General features: G+C 67.4%; 13 protein-coding genes and 1 pseudogene. 10 read left to right on the forward strand and 4 right to left on the reverse strand.

Features of this window, described 5'->3' with window-relative positions:
- Window positions 1-42 precede the first annotated feature (42 nt).
- Window positions 43-633 carry an AsnC family transcriptional regulator gene (locus BN1959_RS08230; protein ID WP_053948198.1) on the reverse strand — a complete coding sequence of 197 codons (591 nt, stop codon included), beginning with the start codon at window positions 631-633 and terminating at the stop codon, window positions 43-45.
- A gap of 107 nt (window positions 634-740) precedes the next feature.
- Here BN1959_RS08230 and BN1959_RS08235 point away from each other — a divergent pair, with 107 nt between their 5' ends.
- From BN1959_RS08235 to BN1959_RS08275, 9 genes are all read left to right on the forward strand, one after another.
- Window positions 741-4,058, forward strand: coding sequence for an ATPase, T2SS/T4P/T4SS family (locus BN1959_RS08235; RefSeq protein ID WP_053948199.1), 3,318 nt, complete (start codon window positions 741-743; stop codon window positions 4,056-4,058).
- Window positions 4,059-6,089, forward strand: coding sequence for a type II secretion system F family protein (locus tag BN1959_RS08240; protein WP_053948200.1), 2,031 nt, complete (start codon window positions 4,059-4,061; stop codon window positions 6,087-6,089). It begins immediately after the preceding gene.
- Window positions 6,086-6,583: a DUF7287 family protein gene (locus BN1959_RS15050; protein WP_053948201.1), complete on the forward strand. Its 498-nt coding sequence runs from the start codon at window positions 6,086-6,088 to the stop codon at window positions 6,581-6,583. Before BN1959_RS08240 ends, BN1959_RS15050 begins: the two co-directional genes overlap by 4 nt.
- 44 nt (window positions 6,584-6,627) lie before the next feature.
- The gene (locus BN1959_RS08250; RefSeq protein WP_053949352.1) at window positions 6,628-7,194 is read left to right on the forward strand and encodes a DUF7288 family protein; all 567 of its coding nucleotides are present in this window, start codon (window positions 6,628-6,630) and stop codon (window positions 7,192-7,194) included.
- Window positions 7,182-8,141, forward strand: a complete 960-nt coding sequence (locus BN1959_RS08255) for a DUF7261 family protein (protein WP_053948202.1) — start codon at window positions 7,182-7,184, stop codon at window positions 8,139-8,141. The genes BN1959_RS08250 and BN1959_RS08255 overlap by 13 nt, the downstream gene beginning before the upstream one ends.
- On the forward strand, window positions 8,134-8,688 hold the full coding sequence (locus BN1959_RS08260) for a DUF7266 family protein (RefSeq protein WP_154018250.1): 555 nt from the start codon (window positions 8,134-8,136) through the stop codon (window positions 8,686-8,688). Before BN1959_RS08255 ends, BN1959_RS08260 begins: the two co-directional genes overlap by 8 nt.
- 67 nt (window positions 8,689-8,755) lie before the next feature.
- Complete coding sequence (locus BN1959_RS08265) at window positions 8,756-10,171, forward strand: DUF7289 family protein (protein ID WP_053948204.1); 1,416 nt, start codon at window positions 8,756-8,758, stop codon at window positions 10,169-10,171.
- 124 nt (window positions 10,172-10,295) lie between these two features.
- Window positions 10,296-10,853 (forward strand): winged helix-turn-helix domain-containing protein, encoded by a 558-nt coding sequence (locus BN1959_RS08270; RefSeq protein WP_053948205.1) that lies wholly within the window; start codon window positions 10,296-10,298, stop codon window positions 10,851-10,853.
- 36 nt (window positions 10,854-10,889) lie between these two features.
- The gene (locus BN1959_RS08275) at window positions 10,890-11,417 is read left to right on the forward strand and encodes a phosphopantetheine adenylyltransferase (RefSeq protein WP_053948206.1); all 528 of its coding nucleotides are present in this window, start codon (window positions 10,890-10,892) and stop codon (window positions 11,415-11,417) included.
- On the opposite strand, the gene BN1959_RS08280 is transcribed toward BN1959_RS08275, so the two are convergent.
- From BN1959_RS08280 to BN1959_RS08290, 3 genes and pseudogenes are all read right to left on the reverse strand, one after another.
- A complete protein-coding gene (locus BN1959_RS08280; RefSeq protein ID WP_053948207.1) occupies window positions 11,418-11,726 on the reverse strand; it encodes a cyclin in 309 nt (102 codons plus the stop codon).
- 37 nt (window positions 11,727-11,763) lie between these two features.
- Complete coding sequence (locus BN1959_RS08285; RefSeq protein WP_053948208.1) at window positions 11,764-12,162, reverse strand: acyl-CoA thioesterase; 399 nt, start codon at window positions 12,160-12,162, stop codon at window positions 11,764-11,766.
- A 44-nt stretch (window positions 12,163-12,206) separates the two neighbouring features.
- Window positions 12,207-12,389 (reverse strand): annotated as a pseudogene (locus BN1959_RS08290) (HVO_2922 family protein); the annotation flags it as partial.
- Window positions 12,390-12,533: 144 nt separating this feature from the next.
- On the opposite strand from BN1959_RS08290, the gene BN1959_RS08295 reads away from it, so the two are divergent.
- Window positions 12,534-15,611: an FAD-binding and (Fe-S)-binding domain-containing protein gene (locus tag BN1959_RS08295; RefSeq protein WP_053948210.1), complete on the forward strand. Its 3,078-nt coding sequence runs from the start codon at window positions 12,534-12,536 to the stop codon at window positions 15,609-15,611.
- Window positions 15,612-15,720: the final 109 nt, after the last annotated feature.

A 15,720-nucleotide genomic window follows, 5' to 3' on the forward strand; every position in this document is an offset into this window, starting at 1 on the left:
CACGATAAGCCGAAAAGTACCCAATCAACGATCCAACCACGATCACCCCGCGCCTTCCTCCATCCGCTCGTAGCGCTCCACGAACCGCGACCGACAGGAGGAACAGCAGAAGTGGTACACGTCGCCGCCCAGCCGTTCGGTCTCGCCCTCGCTGTCGACGGTGTTGCCGCACTCGTCACACGTCAGCGCGAACTCCACCCCGCCCAGCGCGGGGCTCCACTCCATCTCGTCCAGGACGCGCACCTCGCGATCGCGCACGTCGGCGTCGCCCACGAGGTCGGTCAGCCAGTCGCGCACGCCGTTGGCCTCGGCACGGGCGGAAAACAGCAGCTCCTCGTCGGCGGTGACGAATAGGTGCTCGACGGCGCTCGCCATCGAGACGCGCTCCCGGAGCTCGGCCAGCCCGTCGTCGACGACGAGGCGGACGAACACGGGGACGCCGGCCCGAAGCTGCGAGCGGTCCACGTCGACCGTGAACCGCTTCAGGACACCCGAGTCCTGCAGCCGCTTTATGCGGTCGGACACCGCCGGTCCCGAGAGCCCAACGTCGTCGCCGATCTCGCTGTACGGTCGGCGGGCGTCCGCGGCCAGTAGTTCGATGATCCGGAGGTCGGTCTCGTCGAGATCTCGCATGGGCGGGGTAAGGAGACCGGGCCCAAAGAGCTTCGCCGTCGCCGTTCTCCGTGTTGATACTCCCAGGCGAGAGTTTTTGCGTGCGGAGTGAGTTACCCAACTAGTCAATGGCTACCGACGAGGGGGACTCGACCCCGAGCCCGCTCGATGGGGAAGTGCAGGACGGGGTCGAGCCCGGGGAGGGGACCGGGACGGCTCCGGACGCCGTCGTCGGCTCGTACACGTGGGACGATTTCCTTCGGGAACACGGTGAGAGCCAAGCGGCGAGCGCGCTCTACCGGCGGTTCGACGAGACGCCGGGTAGCGAGCGCTGGGGGGAGGAGGATCGCACGCTCACGCCCGAGGACTGGGAGCGGACCGACGTGGATCCCGCGGCGTATCTGGGGTTTCCGCCGTGGGAGATCGAGGCCCGGATCGGCGCAGCCGGCCGGGTCGCGGGGGATATCACCGACTACTCACCGCTGATCGGCTACGACGAGACGCCGGTCATCAAGGACATCTACGGCTGGGCGGACTACAAACGCGAGTACTTCTACGACGAGGAGGGGAAGGCGCCGACCGACAGCGACGGCGAACCCGTCGAGTTCGACCCCGACACGGCGCTGGGGTTCCCCGCCGACAGCATCGACCGGACGATGGCCGACTGCGAGCGGGCGGGCGAGGAGCTCGAGGAGCTGATCGACGAGCGCACCGTCGACGTGGACGAGGAGATCGACGAGGACGCGTTCTTCTCTGACACGCAGGGGCGGACGACCGTCGCCAACCGCTACGACTTGGAGAAGACCGTCCCGCTGGCGAAGAAACAGCATTTCCGGGAGCGGGACCGCTACTGGGTGAACAAGCCCTACTCCTACGTGGTGATCTTCCACTCCACGAAGGAGAACGAGATCAAGTACTACGTCGTCGAGCCCCACCTCACCCAGATCGAGGACGAGCTCAGCGACTACCTGACCGACAAGCTGCGGGCGTCGATCAAGTACGAGGACGAGGGCGGCACCGCGGGCGACGAGGACCACCGCCGGTCGGTGATCGAGAGCCGGACCCGGGAGCTGCTCGATCGCTACGACCTCTACGACGAGCCCGACGAGCCGGGCGAGCGCGGCGGGCTGGGCAACCGCATCGCCGACGCGTTCGGCCTCGACCCGAGCGGCGGGGTCTCCGGCCGCGTCGTCGACCTACTGGGCTACGAGGAACCGATCGAGGGCACCCGGCAGTTGGAGGGGATCGAAGTCCGGCCCGAGCCCGTGCTGCTCGAAGAGGACGAGGACACGCTCAACGAGTACCAGGTCGAGAAGCTGCTGTACTATCTCGAACGGGACTTCATCGGCTACGAGCGCATCGACGGGATCAAACACGACATCAACGTCGAGGACATCTCGTGTGACGGCTACAACTCACCCGTCTTCGTCTACCACTCGGACTACGAGCAGATCATCACCAACGTCTACCACGGCGAGGACGAGCTCGACGACTTCGTCGTGAAGCTGGCCCAGCGCTCGGGGAAGGGTATCTCGAAACGCCGGCCGCAGGTCGACGCGACGCTCCCGGACGGCTCCCGTGCCCAGCTCACGCTGGGGAAGGAAGTCTCCGACCACGGCACCAACTACACGATCCGCCAGTTCAAGGACGTGCCGTTCACGCCGGTCGACCTGATCAACTGGCAGACGTTCAGCCTGGACCAGATGGCCTTTCTCTGGCTCTGTATCGAGAACCACAAGTCGCTGATCTTCGCCGGCGGGACGGCCTCCGGGAAGACCACCAGCCTGAACGCCGTTTCGCTCTTTATCCCCTCGAACACGAAGATCGTCTCGATCGAGGACACCCGCGAGGTCGAACTGCCCCAGCGCAACTGGATCGCGTCGGTCACCCGGCCCTCGTTCTCCGACGACGACAAGGGCGACGTCGACGAGTTCGACCTGCTGGAGGCCGCGCTCCGCCAGCGCCCCGACTACATCGTGATGGGCGAGATCCGCGGGGAGGAGGGGCGGACGCTGTTCCAGGTCATGTCCACGGGCCACACCACGTACACGACGTTCCACGCCGACAACGTCGGCGAGGTGCTGAAGCGGTTCACCACCGAGCCGATCAACGTCTCGAAGACGATGTTCACCGCGCTGGACCTCGTCTCGATCCAGACCTCCACCCGGGTGCAGGGCCACAAGGTTCGCCGGAACAAGTCGCTCACGGAGATCAACCACTACGACGCCGAGAACGACGAGATCAACGTGCAGGACGTCTACCAGTGGCAGGCCGAGACCGACGAGTTCCTGAAGATGGGCGACTCGAACACCTTAGAGGAGATCATGTTCGACCGCGGGTGGGACCGCCAGCGGCTCGACGACGAGATATTCAAGCGCCAGACGGTGCTGGCGTACCTGATCCACGAGGGGCTCAACACGTACACGCAGGTGGCGGCGACGTTCCAGGCGTTCATCAACGACCCCGAGACGATCCTCTCGCTGATGGCTAACGACCAGCTCGAAGCGTCGCTGGAGGACCTCCGGGAGATGGAGTCCGTGCTGATCGACATCGATCCCGCGAAGGAGGAGATGGTCCCCCGCCCCGACCCTAACGACGAGATCTTCGAACAGACTGCGGGGATCCTCGAAGAGGCGGAGGAGCGGCTGTTCGAGAAGTACTACGGCGAGACCCCCGACGACGTCGCCGACGCGCTGGTCGACAGCCAGCCACAGGGCGACGTGGAAGCGACACCCGACGCCGCCGGCGAGCTCCCCAGCGGGACCGAGGAGGGCGTCGAACTCGACGAGCCCGAGGGGCCGGCGCTGGACGACGTGGACGGGGAGGACAGCGCGGACGAGTCGACGCCGGAGCTCGAACCGGGCGACGACGAACCGGACGACGACGAGCCGGAAGACGACGAAACCGCCGACGCCGCCGGGCCCGACTTCGACGGAGCCGATACCGATCGGACAGAGGCCGACCGAGAGCCCGAGGAGGGGGGAGACGCCGACGAGGAGAGTGACGAACCCCCGACCGGCGCGAGCGCATCGGCCGTCGATGGGGGCGAGAACGATCAGCCCGAGGATGACGGCGTCGACGAGTCTCACGAGCCGGCGATCCAGTGGGACCCGGAAGGCGACGAGTGGGACGATCCGAGCGACCTGACGACCCATCCGGAGCCCGAGGATTCGGAGTTCGGCTCGTCCGACGACGGAACGGAGGGATCGCTGTTCGACTCCGACGACGACGCGGAGCCGGACGAATCACTGTTCGACTCCGACGACGGCACGGGGACGGAGGAATCGGGGTTGGGTTCGTCCGATGACGACGCGGAGCCGGAGGAGTCGCTGTTCGACTCCGAGGACGAATCGGACGATCTGGACGATCTGTTCCGGAGCCCGTCCGACACCGAACCGGACGATCTGTTCCGGAGTGGGGCCGACGACGAGGAGGGCGAGGAGTAGATGAGCCTGGAACTCGGCGAGGGTCGCGACGACGACTGGGGGACGCTGGCGGACGCGTTCTACCCATTGTACCGCTTCCTGTTCGACACGGAGGGCGATTTCGTCGGCAACGTCGAGGAGAAGCTGACCGAGGCTCGGATGAACCAGGCGGTCGAGCTCTACCTCTCTCGAGCGCTCGCAGTCGGCGTGCTGGTCGGCGGCCTGCTCTGGGCGTTCGGCAGCCTGCTCGGCTGGGCGATCTTCGAGTTCGGGCTGGTGACTCCGGAGTCGCTCAGCCTCGGTATCCCCGCCGGGAACGCCCAAACCGCAGCGATGCTCAGGGCGGCGACGGTGCCCGTGGCGATCCTGCTGTCGGGGCTGGTGTTCGGCAGCATCGGGTTCCTGATGGGGTTCGGCACGCTGGCGGCGATCCCCTACTCCCGGGCGTCGGCCCGCAAGCGGGAGATCAACATGCTGCTCTCGGACTCGGTCTCCTACATGTACGCGCTGTCGGTCGGGGGGCTGAACCAACTCGAGATACTCGAGTCGATGGCCGAGGCCGACGACACGTACGGCGAGGTCGCAAAGGAGTTCCAGAGCATCGTCAACGAGACGGAGTACTTCGGCACCGACTACCGGAACGCGGTGCGCAAGCAGTCGATGGAGACCCCAAGTGACGAGCTCTCGCAGTTCCTCACGGACATGCTCTCGATCATCAACTCCGGGGGGGACATGGAGCAGTTCCTCTACGACAAGAAGGAGAAGCACATGCGCACCGCCAAGCAGGAGCAGGAAACCACACTGGAGACCTTGGAGCTGTTCGGCGAGATGTACATGACGCTGTCGCTGTTCCCGCTCCTGCTGATCATCATCCTCGTCGTGATGAGCATGATGGGCAGCGGCCGGGAGCAGCTCATCTACGGCACCGTCTACGCGCTGATCCCGCTGACGGGGGTCGGCTTTCTCGTGATGATCTCGACGGTAAAACAGGACGAGATCGGCGACGGCTACCTCTCGCCACAGGACGGCAGCGAGCGGCTCGAAGCCAGCCAGCGGGAGGGGTTGATCCACCTCGGCCTGATCGAGGCGTTCACGGGACGGTTCAGCGTGTTCAACCGCATCAAGTCCCGCGAGGGGAACTACAAGACGAAACAGCTGCTGTCGGCGCCACAGATCTTCTTCCGGGACAACCCTCTGTTTACGCTTGCGCTCACGGTGCCGACGGCGGCCGCGGTGGTGGCCGTCCTGTTCGTCAACGGCGCGATGCCGACGGCGTGGGACGGGATGATCGCGAACCCGATCTGGGGGACGTTTGCGTGGTACTACATCCCCTCGTACATGGTGCTGCTCCCGCTGGCGGTGTTCTACGAGTGGAACGGGCTCACCCGGCGGTCGATCACCGGGAAGCTTTCGGAGAACCTCCGGAAGCTCTCCTCGGCCAACGACACCGGACAGACGCTACTCGAATCGATCGAGACGGTCTCTGACACCTCGACGGGGAAGCTCGCCGACGAGTTCGAGGTGATGTACGCGAAGGTGAACTACGGGATGAGCCTGCGGGAGGCGATGGTCGAGTTCAACAACAAGTACCACATCCCGCGGCTGGCCCGGACGATCAAGCTGATCTCGGAAGCACAGGAGGCGTCCAGCCAGATCACCGACGTGCTGTCGACTGCGGCCCAGTCCTCCGAGAACCAGGACGACATCGAACGGGAGCGCAAGTCCCGTACCCGGATGCAGGTCGCGATCATCCTGATGACGTATCTCACGCTGCTTGCGGTGATGGCGATCCTGAAGGTACAGTTCCTCGACACCATGGCGTCGATGGGCGGGAGCGGCGGCGGCGAAGCGGCCGGCGCCGGCGGGCTCAGCTTCGGCGCCAGCATCGACACCCAGCTGCTCTCGCTGCTGTTCTTTCACGCGGTGACGCTGCAGGCGGTGCTCTCGGGGATCATCTCGGGGTACATCCGCGACGCCCAGATCATCTCGGGGGTGAAGTTCGTCGTGATCCTGCAGACGCTTGCGCTGGCGGTCTGGGTGGTGGTCGTATGAGCCGCCGGGAGGTCGTCGGCGATCGGCGGGGCCAGACCGTACTCGACTACGCCATCGGGATCGGGATCTTCCTCGTGGCGGTCACGTTCGTCGTCGCCACGATTCCGGGGATGTTCTCGCCGTTTCTCGGCGCGGGCGACACGCAGGTCGCCGACCGGACCGCCACCTCGCTGGCGACCGAGCGGCTGGGCGCGCCCGACCAGCCGTACGTGCTCGATCGGGACTGCACGGTCGCGTTTTTCGAACAGCTGAACGGCAGCGACCCGCCGGCGGAGGGCTGCCGGTTCGACACGAACGCGACCACGCTGCAGGAGATGTTCGGCCTCGACTCCGGGCAGTCGGTCCAGATCCGGATCGAGAACACGACCGACACCGCGGCGCTCGGGACACACCAAGCGGGGGGCGAGCCGCCGAGCAGCGTCTCGGTGACGACCGCGCGGCGGGTCGTCTCGATCGACGGGGAGAACTACTGGCTGGAGGTGCGTGCGTGGTGAGCGACCGCGGGCAGGCCCGCACGCTGGAGGCGATCACCGCGGGGATGTTGCTGCTGGCCAGCATCGTGTTCGCGCTGCAGGTCACGGCGGTCACGCCGCTGACCGGCAGCACGTCCAGCCAGCACATCGAGAACCAACAGGCCAAGCTCGCGGAGGGGATACTCGCGGCCGAAGCCGAGAGGGGCTCGGTCGTGCCGACGCTGCTCAGCTGGAACGAGGACGGCCACTTCGACGGCGCCGAGGCGGGCGGGTTCCACGGCGGCGGGCCGCCAACTGCGTTCGGGAACGGGCTCGATCGAACGCTCCGCGAGCGGAACATCGCGTTCAACGTGAAGGTGTACTACGTCACCGGGGAGGGGAGCCGTGACTCCGAGCTGCTGGTCGATCTGGGCTCGCCGTCGGACCACGCCTCGACGGCTACGCGCTCGTTTACGGTGTACGACGACGACGTGCTCCACCGCGTCAACGAGACGGCCCAGCGGGCCGAGCCCACGGCCACCACGCTGGAGAACACGTCGATGTCGAACAGCACGTATCTGGGGTACAACGTCGACCCGGACGGCCCCGTGTACAACGTGCTGGAGGTGGAGGTGGTCGTATGGCGGATGTAGACGACCGCGCCCAGCTGATGCTCGTCGGCGCGCTCGTGCTGGCGGTCATATTCGTGACGCTGGCGGTGTTGCTCAACGCCGCCATCTACACCGGCAACGTCGCCACCCGCGACCCGGGCCCGGGCACGGGCGAGGCGATCGAGTACGAGAACGAGGCGACAGCGATGGCGCGGACGACCGTCGGCGAGATCGACGGCGGCGGGAGCGCCACGTACGCGGAACTTCGCGGGAACTTCACCGACACCGTCGGCGATTGGAGTCGTGCCGCCGGCACCCACGCAGTAGTGGGGCTGGTCGAGGCGAGACTGGAGAGCCGCTCCATGCAGAACGGAACCCGAATCACCCAAGCAAGCGACCGGAACTTCACGAGCGACAGCGGCGCAAGGAATTGGACTGTCGCGAACGACAGCCGAGCCCGGGCGTTCCGGCTGAACGTCACCCAAGACTCGCTCGCCTCGACGGATACGCCCGTCGCCGACGGCGCCTTCCGGGTGACGTTCGACAACGGCACCGACGAGTGGGCCACCTACCTCCATCAGAGTGGGGGCGATACCGGCGACGTGGCGGTCAGCGTCGAAGATCCGGACGGGAATGTCGAGAGCTGTACGGTTGACCCCGGCTCAGACGACCGAGCAGTGGTGGACCTCACGGCCGGCACGATCGCCGGCGAGGACTGCTCGGCGATGCAGTTCTTCGGTACCCTCTCCGGGGAGTACACGATCAGATACGTCGACGCGCTCGACGGCGGCGGGAACGAACAGGTCGTCGGCACCTACGCCGTCGTGGTCGACCGCCGGCTGGACCGTCTCGAGACGGGCGCCGACGTCGTCGGGGAGCCGACGGCCACGCGAACGCTGTACAGCGCCGAACTCCGGGTGACGTACCGGACGTCGAACGTCTACTACCAGTCGGAGGTCCGGATCGCGCCGGGTGAGCCCGATGCGTGAGGACGCCCCGGCACCGGAGCCCGACGCCTCGATCGCCGCGGACCGCCGCGGCGTCTCGACGGCGCTCGGCTACACGCTCACGCTCTCGATCACGGCGGTTCTGATCGCGGGGCTGTTGACTGCCGGCGGGACGCTGGTCGAGAACCAACAACGGGCGGTCGTCACCGACGAACTGACCGTGACCGGCCAACAGCTCGCCAGCGGCATCGAGGACGCCGACCGCCTCGCCGGCGCCGCGGACGGGGAGAACGGAACCGTCAGGGTGCGCGTTTGGCTCCCCGACGACGTGGGAACCGGCGGGGGGTACACGCTACAGTTGGTGAACCGATCGGACGAAGCGGGCCAGCCAGCCAGCGGCACCATCGTCGTCACTGCCGAGAGCGTCGACGTGAGCCGGAACGTCAGCTTCCGGACCGAACACCCGGTCGCGAACGAAACACTATCCGGCGGCCCGGTGACGATCCGGGTCGCCGGCGACGGTGACGAGCAGGAACTGGTGGCTGCGCCGACTAACGAGAGCGGACTCGCTGGGGATGGTGGGTCGTGATATCTCCCCCGCTCAGCCGCCCCAGCGAGGGGAGCAACTATCCCCGTGGAGGTCGTATCCGGCGATGATGCGAACGGATCGTGGCGTCTCGAGCGTCGTCGGCGTGGTGTTACTGCTCGGTATCACCATCATCGGGACGGGCGCCGTCGTCGGCATCGGCTCGCAGGCGTTCGCCGACGCCGAGCGGACGGCGACGACCTCACAAGCCGGCCACGCGCTCACGCAGTTCGACTCCAAAGCCGCGATCGTCGCGCTGGGGGAGAGTAGCTCCCAGCGCGTCGATCTCGGCCCCTCCGGCGACGGCGAGTTCGTCGCCGAGAACGACTCGGGCTGGCTTCGGGTCGTCCACCACAACGCCACCGGTAACGGGACCGAGAAGCAGATCTACAACGCCTCGCTGGGCTCAGTGAGCTACCGGAACGGCGACACGGAGATCGCCTATCAGGGCGGCGGGGTCTGGGAGCGCCGTGGCAACGGCAGCGTGATGCGCTCGCCGCCTGAGTTCAACTACCGCCGCGCGACGCTTACACTGCCCGCGATCAGGGTGACCTCCGAGGGGCAGGCGTCGGGCCGAACCACCGCGGTCGTCACACAGAGTGAGGAGTCTCGGCGGGTGTTCCCCAACAGCTCCGCGTCCTACGACGACGGGACGGCGTACGACAACCCGATCACCACCGGGAACGTCACCGTCACCGTCCAGAGCCGCTTCTACGAGGGCTGGGCCGACTTCTTCCGGACCCGGACCAGCGGCAACGTGACCGTCGATCACGACAACCGGCGGGCGACTGTCGAGCTGATCACCCCCGACACGATCGGCGAGTTCCAATGGCTGCAGGTGGATTCGGAGGACGGGCTGACCGCCCGTGGAAAAGCCCCGGGACACACGCTCACGGAGTTCAACGTGACCCTCCAGCCAGACACGAACAAGAACGGGAAGCCGATCGGGAACACGTTCAACAGCCAAGAGGTGTACTTCACGGTGAGCTCGGGCGAGAAGACCCTCGATTACACGATCGCGATCGACAAAGGCTGCCAACAGGGTGGCGGCACCGGGCCGATATCGGTAACCGTCACGTATGGGAACGACACGACGACACAACGGTGGGAGAGCGGCGATACGTCCGCCATGAGCGGCCCCTTCCAGCTGGACTGCGACGGGGACGTTCCGCAGCTCGAAGCGGACTTCACGTCGGATCTGGACCTCGAGTACCAAGGGAGCGAGAACGTCACGTTCGATCACGAGGACGCCCCCGACGAGCCACGAACGTTTGAGTCCGGCGACTCGACCACGATCGAGCAGCTCTCGAACCACTACGTGGCGCTGCTCGGCGACGAGTTCACCGTCAGCGGCGAGCTGAAGAGCTCAGGCTCACAGCTCGACAAGACGGCCTCCACCGGCGTTCTCGACTACGAGACGGACGGTCGGAAGTACATCGCGTACCTCCACGTGACCGAAAACGAGATCGAAGTCGAGCTGGAGTAATCGCCCGTTCACGGGCACTTTTTCGAATCGGCTGACATCGGCGCCTCTCGACAGCGCCGGCGCCTCACCGCGTCCCGCGGCAAACGTTTTTGGGCGCAGAGTTCTGACCTTCGAGTGAACACACATGTCTCAGGACTCAGAAACCGACGAGGACGTCAGTTCGGCGCGGGAACGGCTCGAGGAGGGTGCCGACAAGGCGATCGGCGAGTTCGATCAGGGCGTCGTCGACCTGCTTGCGTGGCTGCTCGACACCGAGACGCGCGCGCGGATCTACGTCTACCTGCGACAGCACCCCGACAGCACCAGCGATGAGGTCGCCGAGGGGACCGGGCTCTACCCGAGCACCGTCCGTGAGGCGCTCGCCGAACTCCACGAGGAGGGGACCGTCTCCCGCGGGAAGCGGGAGAGCGAGGGCGCCGGCAACAACCCCTACGAGTACGACGCGATCTCGCCCAGCGAGCTCGTCTCCGACGCGGTCGGGCAGGTCCAGAACCAGCTCAACGCCGTGTTCAACCTCGACGAGCGGCTCGATCGGGGCGAGACCGGCGACGACGGCGGGCCCGTGACGATCTCGGTCAGCGACGCCGACGATGGCGACGATCGGACGGACGAGGGCACCGACGATGGCGTGACCGACGACGCCGACGCGAGCGACTCGCCCGACCCCGCCGAGAGCGAATGACTGCGCTTTAACAGTCGGCGGCCCGTTCCCCGGGGTATGCAGGTCGCCATCGGGGGGACGTTCGACCCCGTTCACGACGGTCACCGGGAGCTGTTCCGCCGAGCGTTCGAGCTCGGCGACCTGACCGTCGGCCTCACGTCGGACGAGCTCGCCCCGGAGACACGCCACGTCGATCGGTACGTCCGCCCCTGGTCGGAGCGGAAGACCGATCTCGAAGCCGAACTCGAACCGCTGGCCGAGGAGTACGGCCGCGAGTTCGAGATCCGGACGCTGGAGGAGCCGACCGGTATCGCGACCGAGCCGCAGTTCGACGTCCTGATCGTCTCGCCGGAGACCCAGGAGGGCGGCGAACGGATCAACGAAATCCGGGAACAGCGGGGCCACGAGCCGCTCGACATCGAGGTCGTCGATCACGTCCCCGCGGCGGACGGCGACCGGATCTCTTCGACGCGGATCGTCAGCGGCGAGATCGACCGCCACGGCAACCGCACGCCCGACCGGGAGGGACGCGGGAAGTTCCCGCCCGAAGGCACCGAGTCGGCCTCTTCCTGCGACGCCGAGTAGCTACCACGTCGGCGGGCGAAAGCCCGCTTCCTCCAGCAGCGGTTTCCAGCGCTGCTGGACCGAGAGCCGCGACACGTCCATCGCGTCGGCGACCGCGGTCTGTGCGCGTTCCTCGCCGGACAGCAGCGCGGCCGCGTAGAGCGCGGCGGCCGCGACCGCGGGCTTGGAGCGCTCGCTCTCGGGGACGTTGCTCAGGAACAGGTCCTCGGCGGTCGATCTGGCGTCGGCGCCCAGTTCGAGGCTGTCGGCCGCGCGGTCGATCTCCGCGAGCCACCCCGCTTCTTCGACGCGATCACGGGCGCTGTACACGGTCGAACGTCGTCGTCCAGTCCGATAAACCGTCGGCCTACAGATCGTGGTACGACTCGATTGCCGTGCGCCACGCCTCGGGGATGGGGACCGACTCCTCGGCGTCGCGGTCGTACGCCACTTGCACGCTCTCGACGCTCGCCGCGAGGTTCCCGTCGGCATCGCTGATCTCGTAGGTCATCGGGAGGCTGGACTCGCCGAGGCTGGGCACGTCGACCGCGACGGTGACGGGGCCGTCGTCGAGTTCGATCGGGCGGTGGTAGTCGATCTCGATGCGAGCGAGCACCGAGGAGACCGCCGAGAGGTCGGTGTCGAGCACGTCCGCGAAGTAGTCGACCCGGGCCTGTTCGGCGTAGCTGGCGTACACCGCGTTGTTGACGTGGCCCATCGCGTCGATATCACGAAAGCGCACGCCGACGGTGGTCTCGTAGCTCATGTGCCGACCTCGTCTGGCAGCGAAAAAGGGGCACCGATCCGGGCTCAGTCGTGTTCTTCGACGTCGGCGCCGGCGGCGTTGTTCTTCACGCTCTCGATCCCCTGGCGGGCTTTCTGCTTGCTCGCGTACCCCTCGCCGCTGTCGGCGACGATGTTGCCGTTGTCGTGGCGGAGCCGCCAGCGGTACTGCCCGGCGTCGTCCTCGTACAACTCGAAGGTGGCTTTTGACTCGGCCATCAGTTGGTAATTACCCTCATACCTGAAACTTCTTCCGGCCCTGTCCTTCCCCGGCCACTTTCTGCCCCGAGGCCGCCGCCCGCATCGGCCACCGGAGGAGGTGTACTTTTCCCGATACTCGCGTAACACCGTCCCATGGCAGCGGACCCGGACCCGTCGACAGACGGCGACTTCGACTACCACGGCGGCGAGGTGGCCCGGCCGGGGCTGCTCGACGATCTCGAGTCGCTCGTCGACGGCGACGTGCGCTTCGACAGCTACTCCCGACAGCTCTACGCGACCGACGCCTCGGCGTACGAGGTAACGCCGATCGGGGTCGTATTCCCCGAGTCGACCGCGGACGTGGCCGCCGTCATCGAGTACTGCAGCGAGCGCGGGATCCCCGTGCTCCCTCGCGGCGGCGGCACCAGCCTCGCCGGGCAGACCGTCAACGAGGCGGTCGTCCTCGACTTCACCGCCGAGATGGACGGGATCGGCGAGATCGACCCCGAAGCGGCGACCGCGACCGCCGAGCCCGGGGCGATCCTCGCCGAACTCAACGCCGCCTGCGAACCGCACGGGCTGAAGTTCGCGCCCGACCCCGCGTGGCGGGACAAGTCCGCCCTCGGCGGCGCGATCGGCAACAACTCCACCGGATCGCACTCGCTGAAGTACGGGAAGACCGACGCGTACGTGGAGTCCTGCGAGGCCGTGCTCGCCGACGGCACCGTGGCCGAACTCGGCGAGTCGCGCGTCGGCGATCTACGGGAGCGCGCGGACCCCGACGGCGACCTCCAGCAGCGGATCGCCGCGGACGTCGTCGACGTGCTCGACGACCACGCCGACGAGGTGCGCGAGCGGTACCCCGAACTCAAGCGGAACGTCTCGGGGTACAACCTCGACGTGCTGGTCGACGAAGCGACGGTCGACGGCGAGGTAGCCGACGACGCGACGGTCAACCTCGCGCGCCTGCTGGCGGGCAGCGAGGGGACGCTCGCGATCGTCACGGAAGCGACCGTCTCGCTCGAACCGATCCCCGAGACCAAGGCCGTCGCGCTGCTGGCGTACGGCGACCTGCTCTCGGCGATGGAGGACGTGAGCGCGGTGCTCGAACACGACCCCGCGGCCGTCGAGGTGATGGACGACACGCTGCTCGACCTCGCGCGGGACACCCAGGAGTTCGGCGACGTAGTGGGGATGCTCCCCGAAGGCACCGACTCGGCGCTGCTCGTGGAGTTCTACGCCGGGAGCGGCGACGCGGGGCGGCAGAAGGTCGCCGACCTGCTCGCCGACCGTCGGCCGGGGACCACTACCGCGGCGGAACCGAGCGACCACCCGCCGAGCGCCGGCGACCCCGTCCGTGCCGACGCGGCGATGGAGGCCCACGACGAGACTACACGGGAGCGGTTCTGGAAGATGCGCAAGGCTGGGATGCCGATCCTGCTCTCCAGAACGACCGACGAGAAACACCTCTCGTTCATCGAGGACTGTGCGGTGCCCCCCGAGAAGCTCCCCGAGTACACCCGCCGCTTCCAGCAGGTCCTCGCGGACCACGACACGTTCGCCTCGTTCTACGCCCACGCCGGCCCGGGAGTGCTCCACGTCCGGCCGCTGATCGGGACGAAGACCGACGCCGGCGTCGAGCGCTTCGAGTCGATCGCCGACGCGGTCAGTGACATCGTCGTCGACCTCGGGGGCAGCGTCTCCGGGGAACACGGCGACGGCCGGGCCAGAACGCAGTGGAACCGGAAGCTGTACGGACAGGAGCTTTGGGAGGCGTTCCGCGACCTCAAGTCGGCGTTCGACCCCGACTGGCTGCTGAACCCGGGACAGGTCTGCGGCTACGCGCCCGACGAGCAACGGCCCGGGTCGCTGCCCGAACGCGCCGACGCCGTGGCGATGACCGAGCACCTCCGGTTCGACCCGGAGTACGAGTTCGACGCCGGCTTCGACCCCGAACTCCGCTGGGAGAACGACAACGGGTTCCAGGGGATGGCGGAGCTCTGTCACGGCTGCGGCGGCTGTCGCGGCGGGCAGGAGACCACCGGCGGGGTGATGTGTCCGACCTACCGCGCGGCCGACGAGGAGATTCAGGCCACCCGCGGCCGGGCGAACCTGCTCCGGCAGGCGATGAGCGGCGACCTCCCCGAGGAGGAGATCTTCACCGAGGAGTTCGAGGACGAGGTGCTCGATCTCTGTATCGGCTGTAAGGGCTGTGCGAAGGACTGCCCGAGCGAGGTGGACATGGCGAAGATGAAGACCGAGATCGAGCACGCGCGCCACGAGCGCGAGGGGAGCAGCCTCCGGGAGCGACTGTTCGCCAACGTCGACACGCTCTCGCGGATCGGCAGCCGGCTCGCGCCGCTGTCGAACGTCGCCGCGAGGCTCCCGGGCGCGCGCTGGGCGATGGAGAAGACCGTCGGCATCGCGGCCGACCGGAGCCTGCCGACGTTCCACCGCGAGAGCTTCGCCGACTGGATGGCCGATCGCGAGCCGGCGGTCCCCGAAAGCGAGGCCGAGCGGAAAGCAGTCGTACTCCCGGACACCCACACGAACTACAACGCCCCCGAACAGGGCAAGGCGGCGGTCCGGGTGCTCGAAGCGGCCGGCGTCCACGTCCGACTGGCGGAAAAAGCGGGCTCCAGCGGCCGGCCGCCGCTCTCGAAGGGGTTCGTCGACGAGGCGCGTGAGCAGGCCCGCGAGAACGTCGACGCGCTCGCCCCGAAGGTCGCCGACGGCTGGGACGTGGTCGTCGTCGAGCCGTCCGACGCGGTGATGCTCCAGTCCGATTACCACGATCTGCTGGCCGGCGACGACGTGGCGGCCGTCTCGAACGCTACCTACGGCGTCTTCGAGTACCTCGACGCGTTCCGCCTCGACGACGGCCTCGACGCGGCGGGCGAGGGGGAACTCGTCTACCACGGCCACTGCCACCAGAAAGCGAGCACGAAGGATCACCACGCGGTCGGCGTGCTCCGCCGGGCCGGCTTCGAAGTCGACCCGCTGGACTCCACTTGCTGTGGAATGGCCGGGAGCTTCGGTTACGAGGCCGAACATCTCTCGATGAGCAGAGCGATCGGCCGGATGCTGTTCGATCAGGTCGACGACGCCGACGGCGACGAGGTCGTCGCGCCGGGCGCATCCTGTCGAACCCAGCTCGGCGACCGACCGGACGCCGATGCGGAGCCGCCCCACCCAATCGAGACGCTCGCGGCGGCCGTCGACGTCGACTGACCCCGACGTTCAAGTACGGGAACGGGACCACGCTCCCCGTGACCTGAGAACCGCGGCGGGGCAGCAGCGGGAGCGTGCCACCTGCCTCGCCGGCGGCCTGCCACCTGTT

It is taken from the genome of Halolamina sediminis (assembly GCF_001282785.1).
In the GTDB taxonomy this organism is placed as follows: Archaea; Halobacteriota; Halobacteria; order Halobacteriales; family Haloferacaceae; genus Halolamina; species Halolamina sediminis.

Bases quoted from the DNA above. Each gene is read 5' to 3' on its own strand.
- BN1959_RS08240 (WP_053948200.1), top strand. From the start codon at position 4,059: ATGAGCCTGGAACTCGGCGAGGGTCGCGACGACGACTGGGGGACGCTG.
- BN1959_RS08255 (WP_053948202.1), top strand. From the start codon at position 7,182: ATGGCGGATGTAGACGACCGCGCCCAGCTGATGCTCGTCGGCGCGCTC.
- BN1959_RS08260 (WP_154018250.1), top strand. From the start codon at position 8,134: ATGCGTGAGGACGCCCCGGCACCGGAGCCCGACGCCTCGATCGCCGCG.
- BN1959_RS08250 (WP_053949352.1), top strand. From the start codon at position 6,628: ATGTTGCTGCTGGCCAGCATCGTGTTCGCGCTGCAGGTCACGGCGGTC.
- BN1959_RS08275 (WP_053948206.1), top strand. From the start codon at position 10,890: ATGCAGGTCGCCATCGGGGGGACGTTCGACCCCGTTCACGACGGTCAC.
- BN1959_RS15050 (WP_053948201.1), top strand. From the start codon at position 6,086: ATGAGCCGCCGGGAGGTCGTCGGCGATCGGCGGGGCCAGACCGTACTC.
- BN1959_RS08265 (WP_053948204.1), top strand. From the start codon at position 8,756: ATGCGAACGGATCGTGGCGTCTCGAGCGTCGTCGGCGTGGTGTTACTG.
- BN1959_RS08285 (WP_053948208.1), bottom strand. From the start codon at position 12,162: ATGAGCTACGAGACCACCGTCGGCGTGCGCTTTCGTGATATCGACGCG.
- BN1959_RS08230 (WP_053948198.1), bottom strand. From the start codon at position 633: ATGCGAGATCTCGACGAGACCGACCTCCGGATCATCGAACTACTGGCC.
- BN1959_RS08295 (WP_053948210.1), top strand. From the start codon at position 12,534: ATGGCAGCGGACCCGGACCCGTCGACAGACGGCGACTTCGACTACCAC.
- BN1959_RS08235 (WP_053948199.1), top strand. From the start codon at position 741: ATGGCTACCGACGAGGGGGACTCGACCCCGAGCCCGCTCGATGGGGAA.
- BN1959_RS08270 (WP_053948205.1), top strand. From the start codon at position 10,296: ATGTCTCAGGACTCAGAAACCGACGAGGACGTCAGTTCGGCGCGGGAA.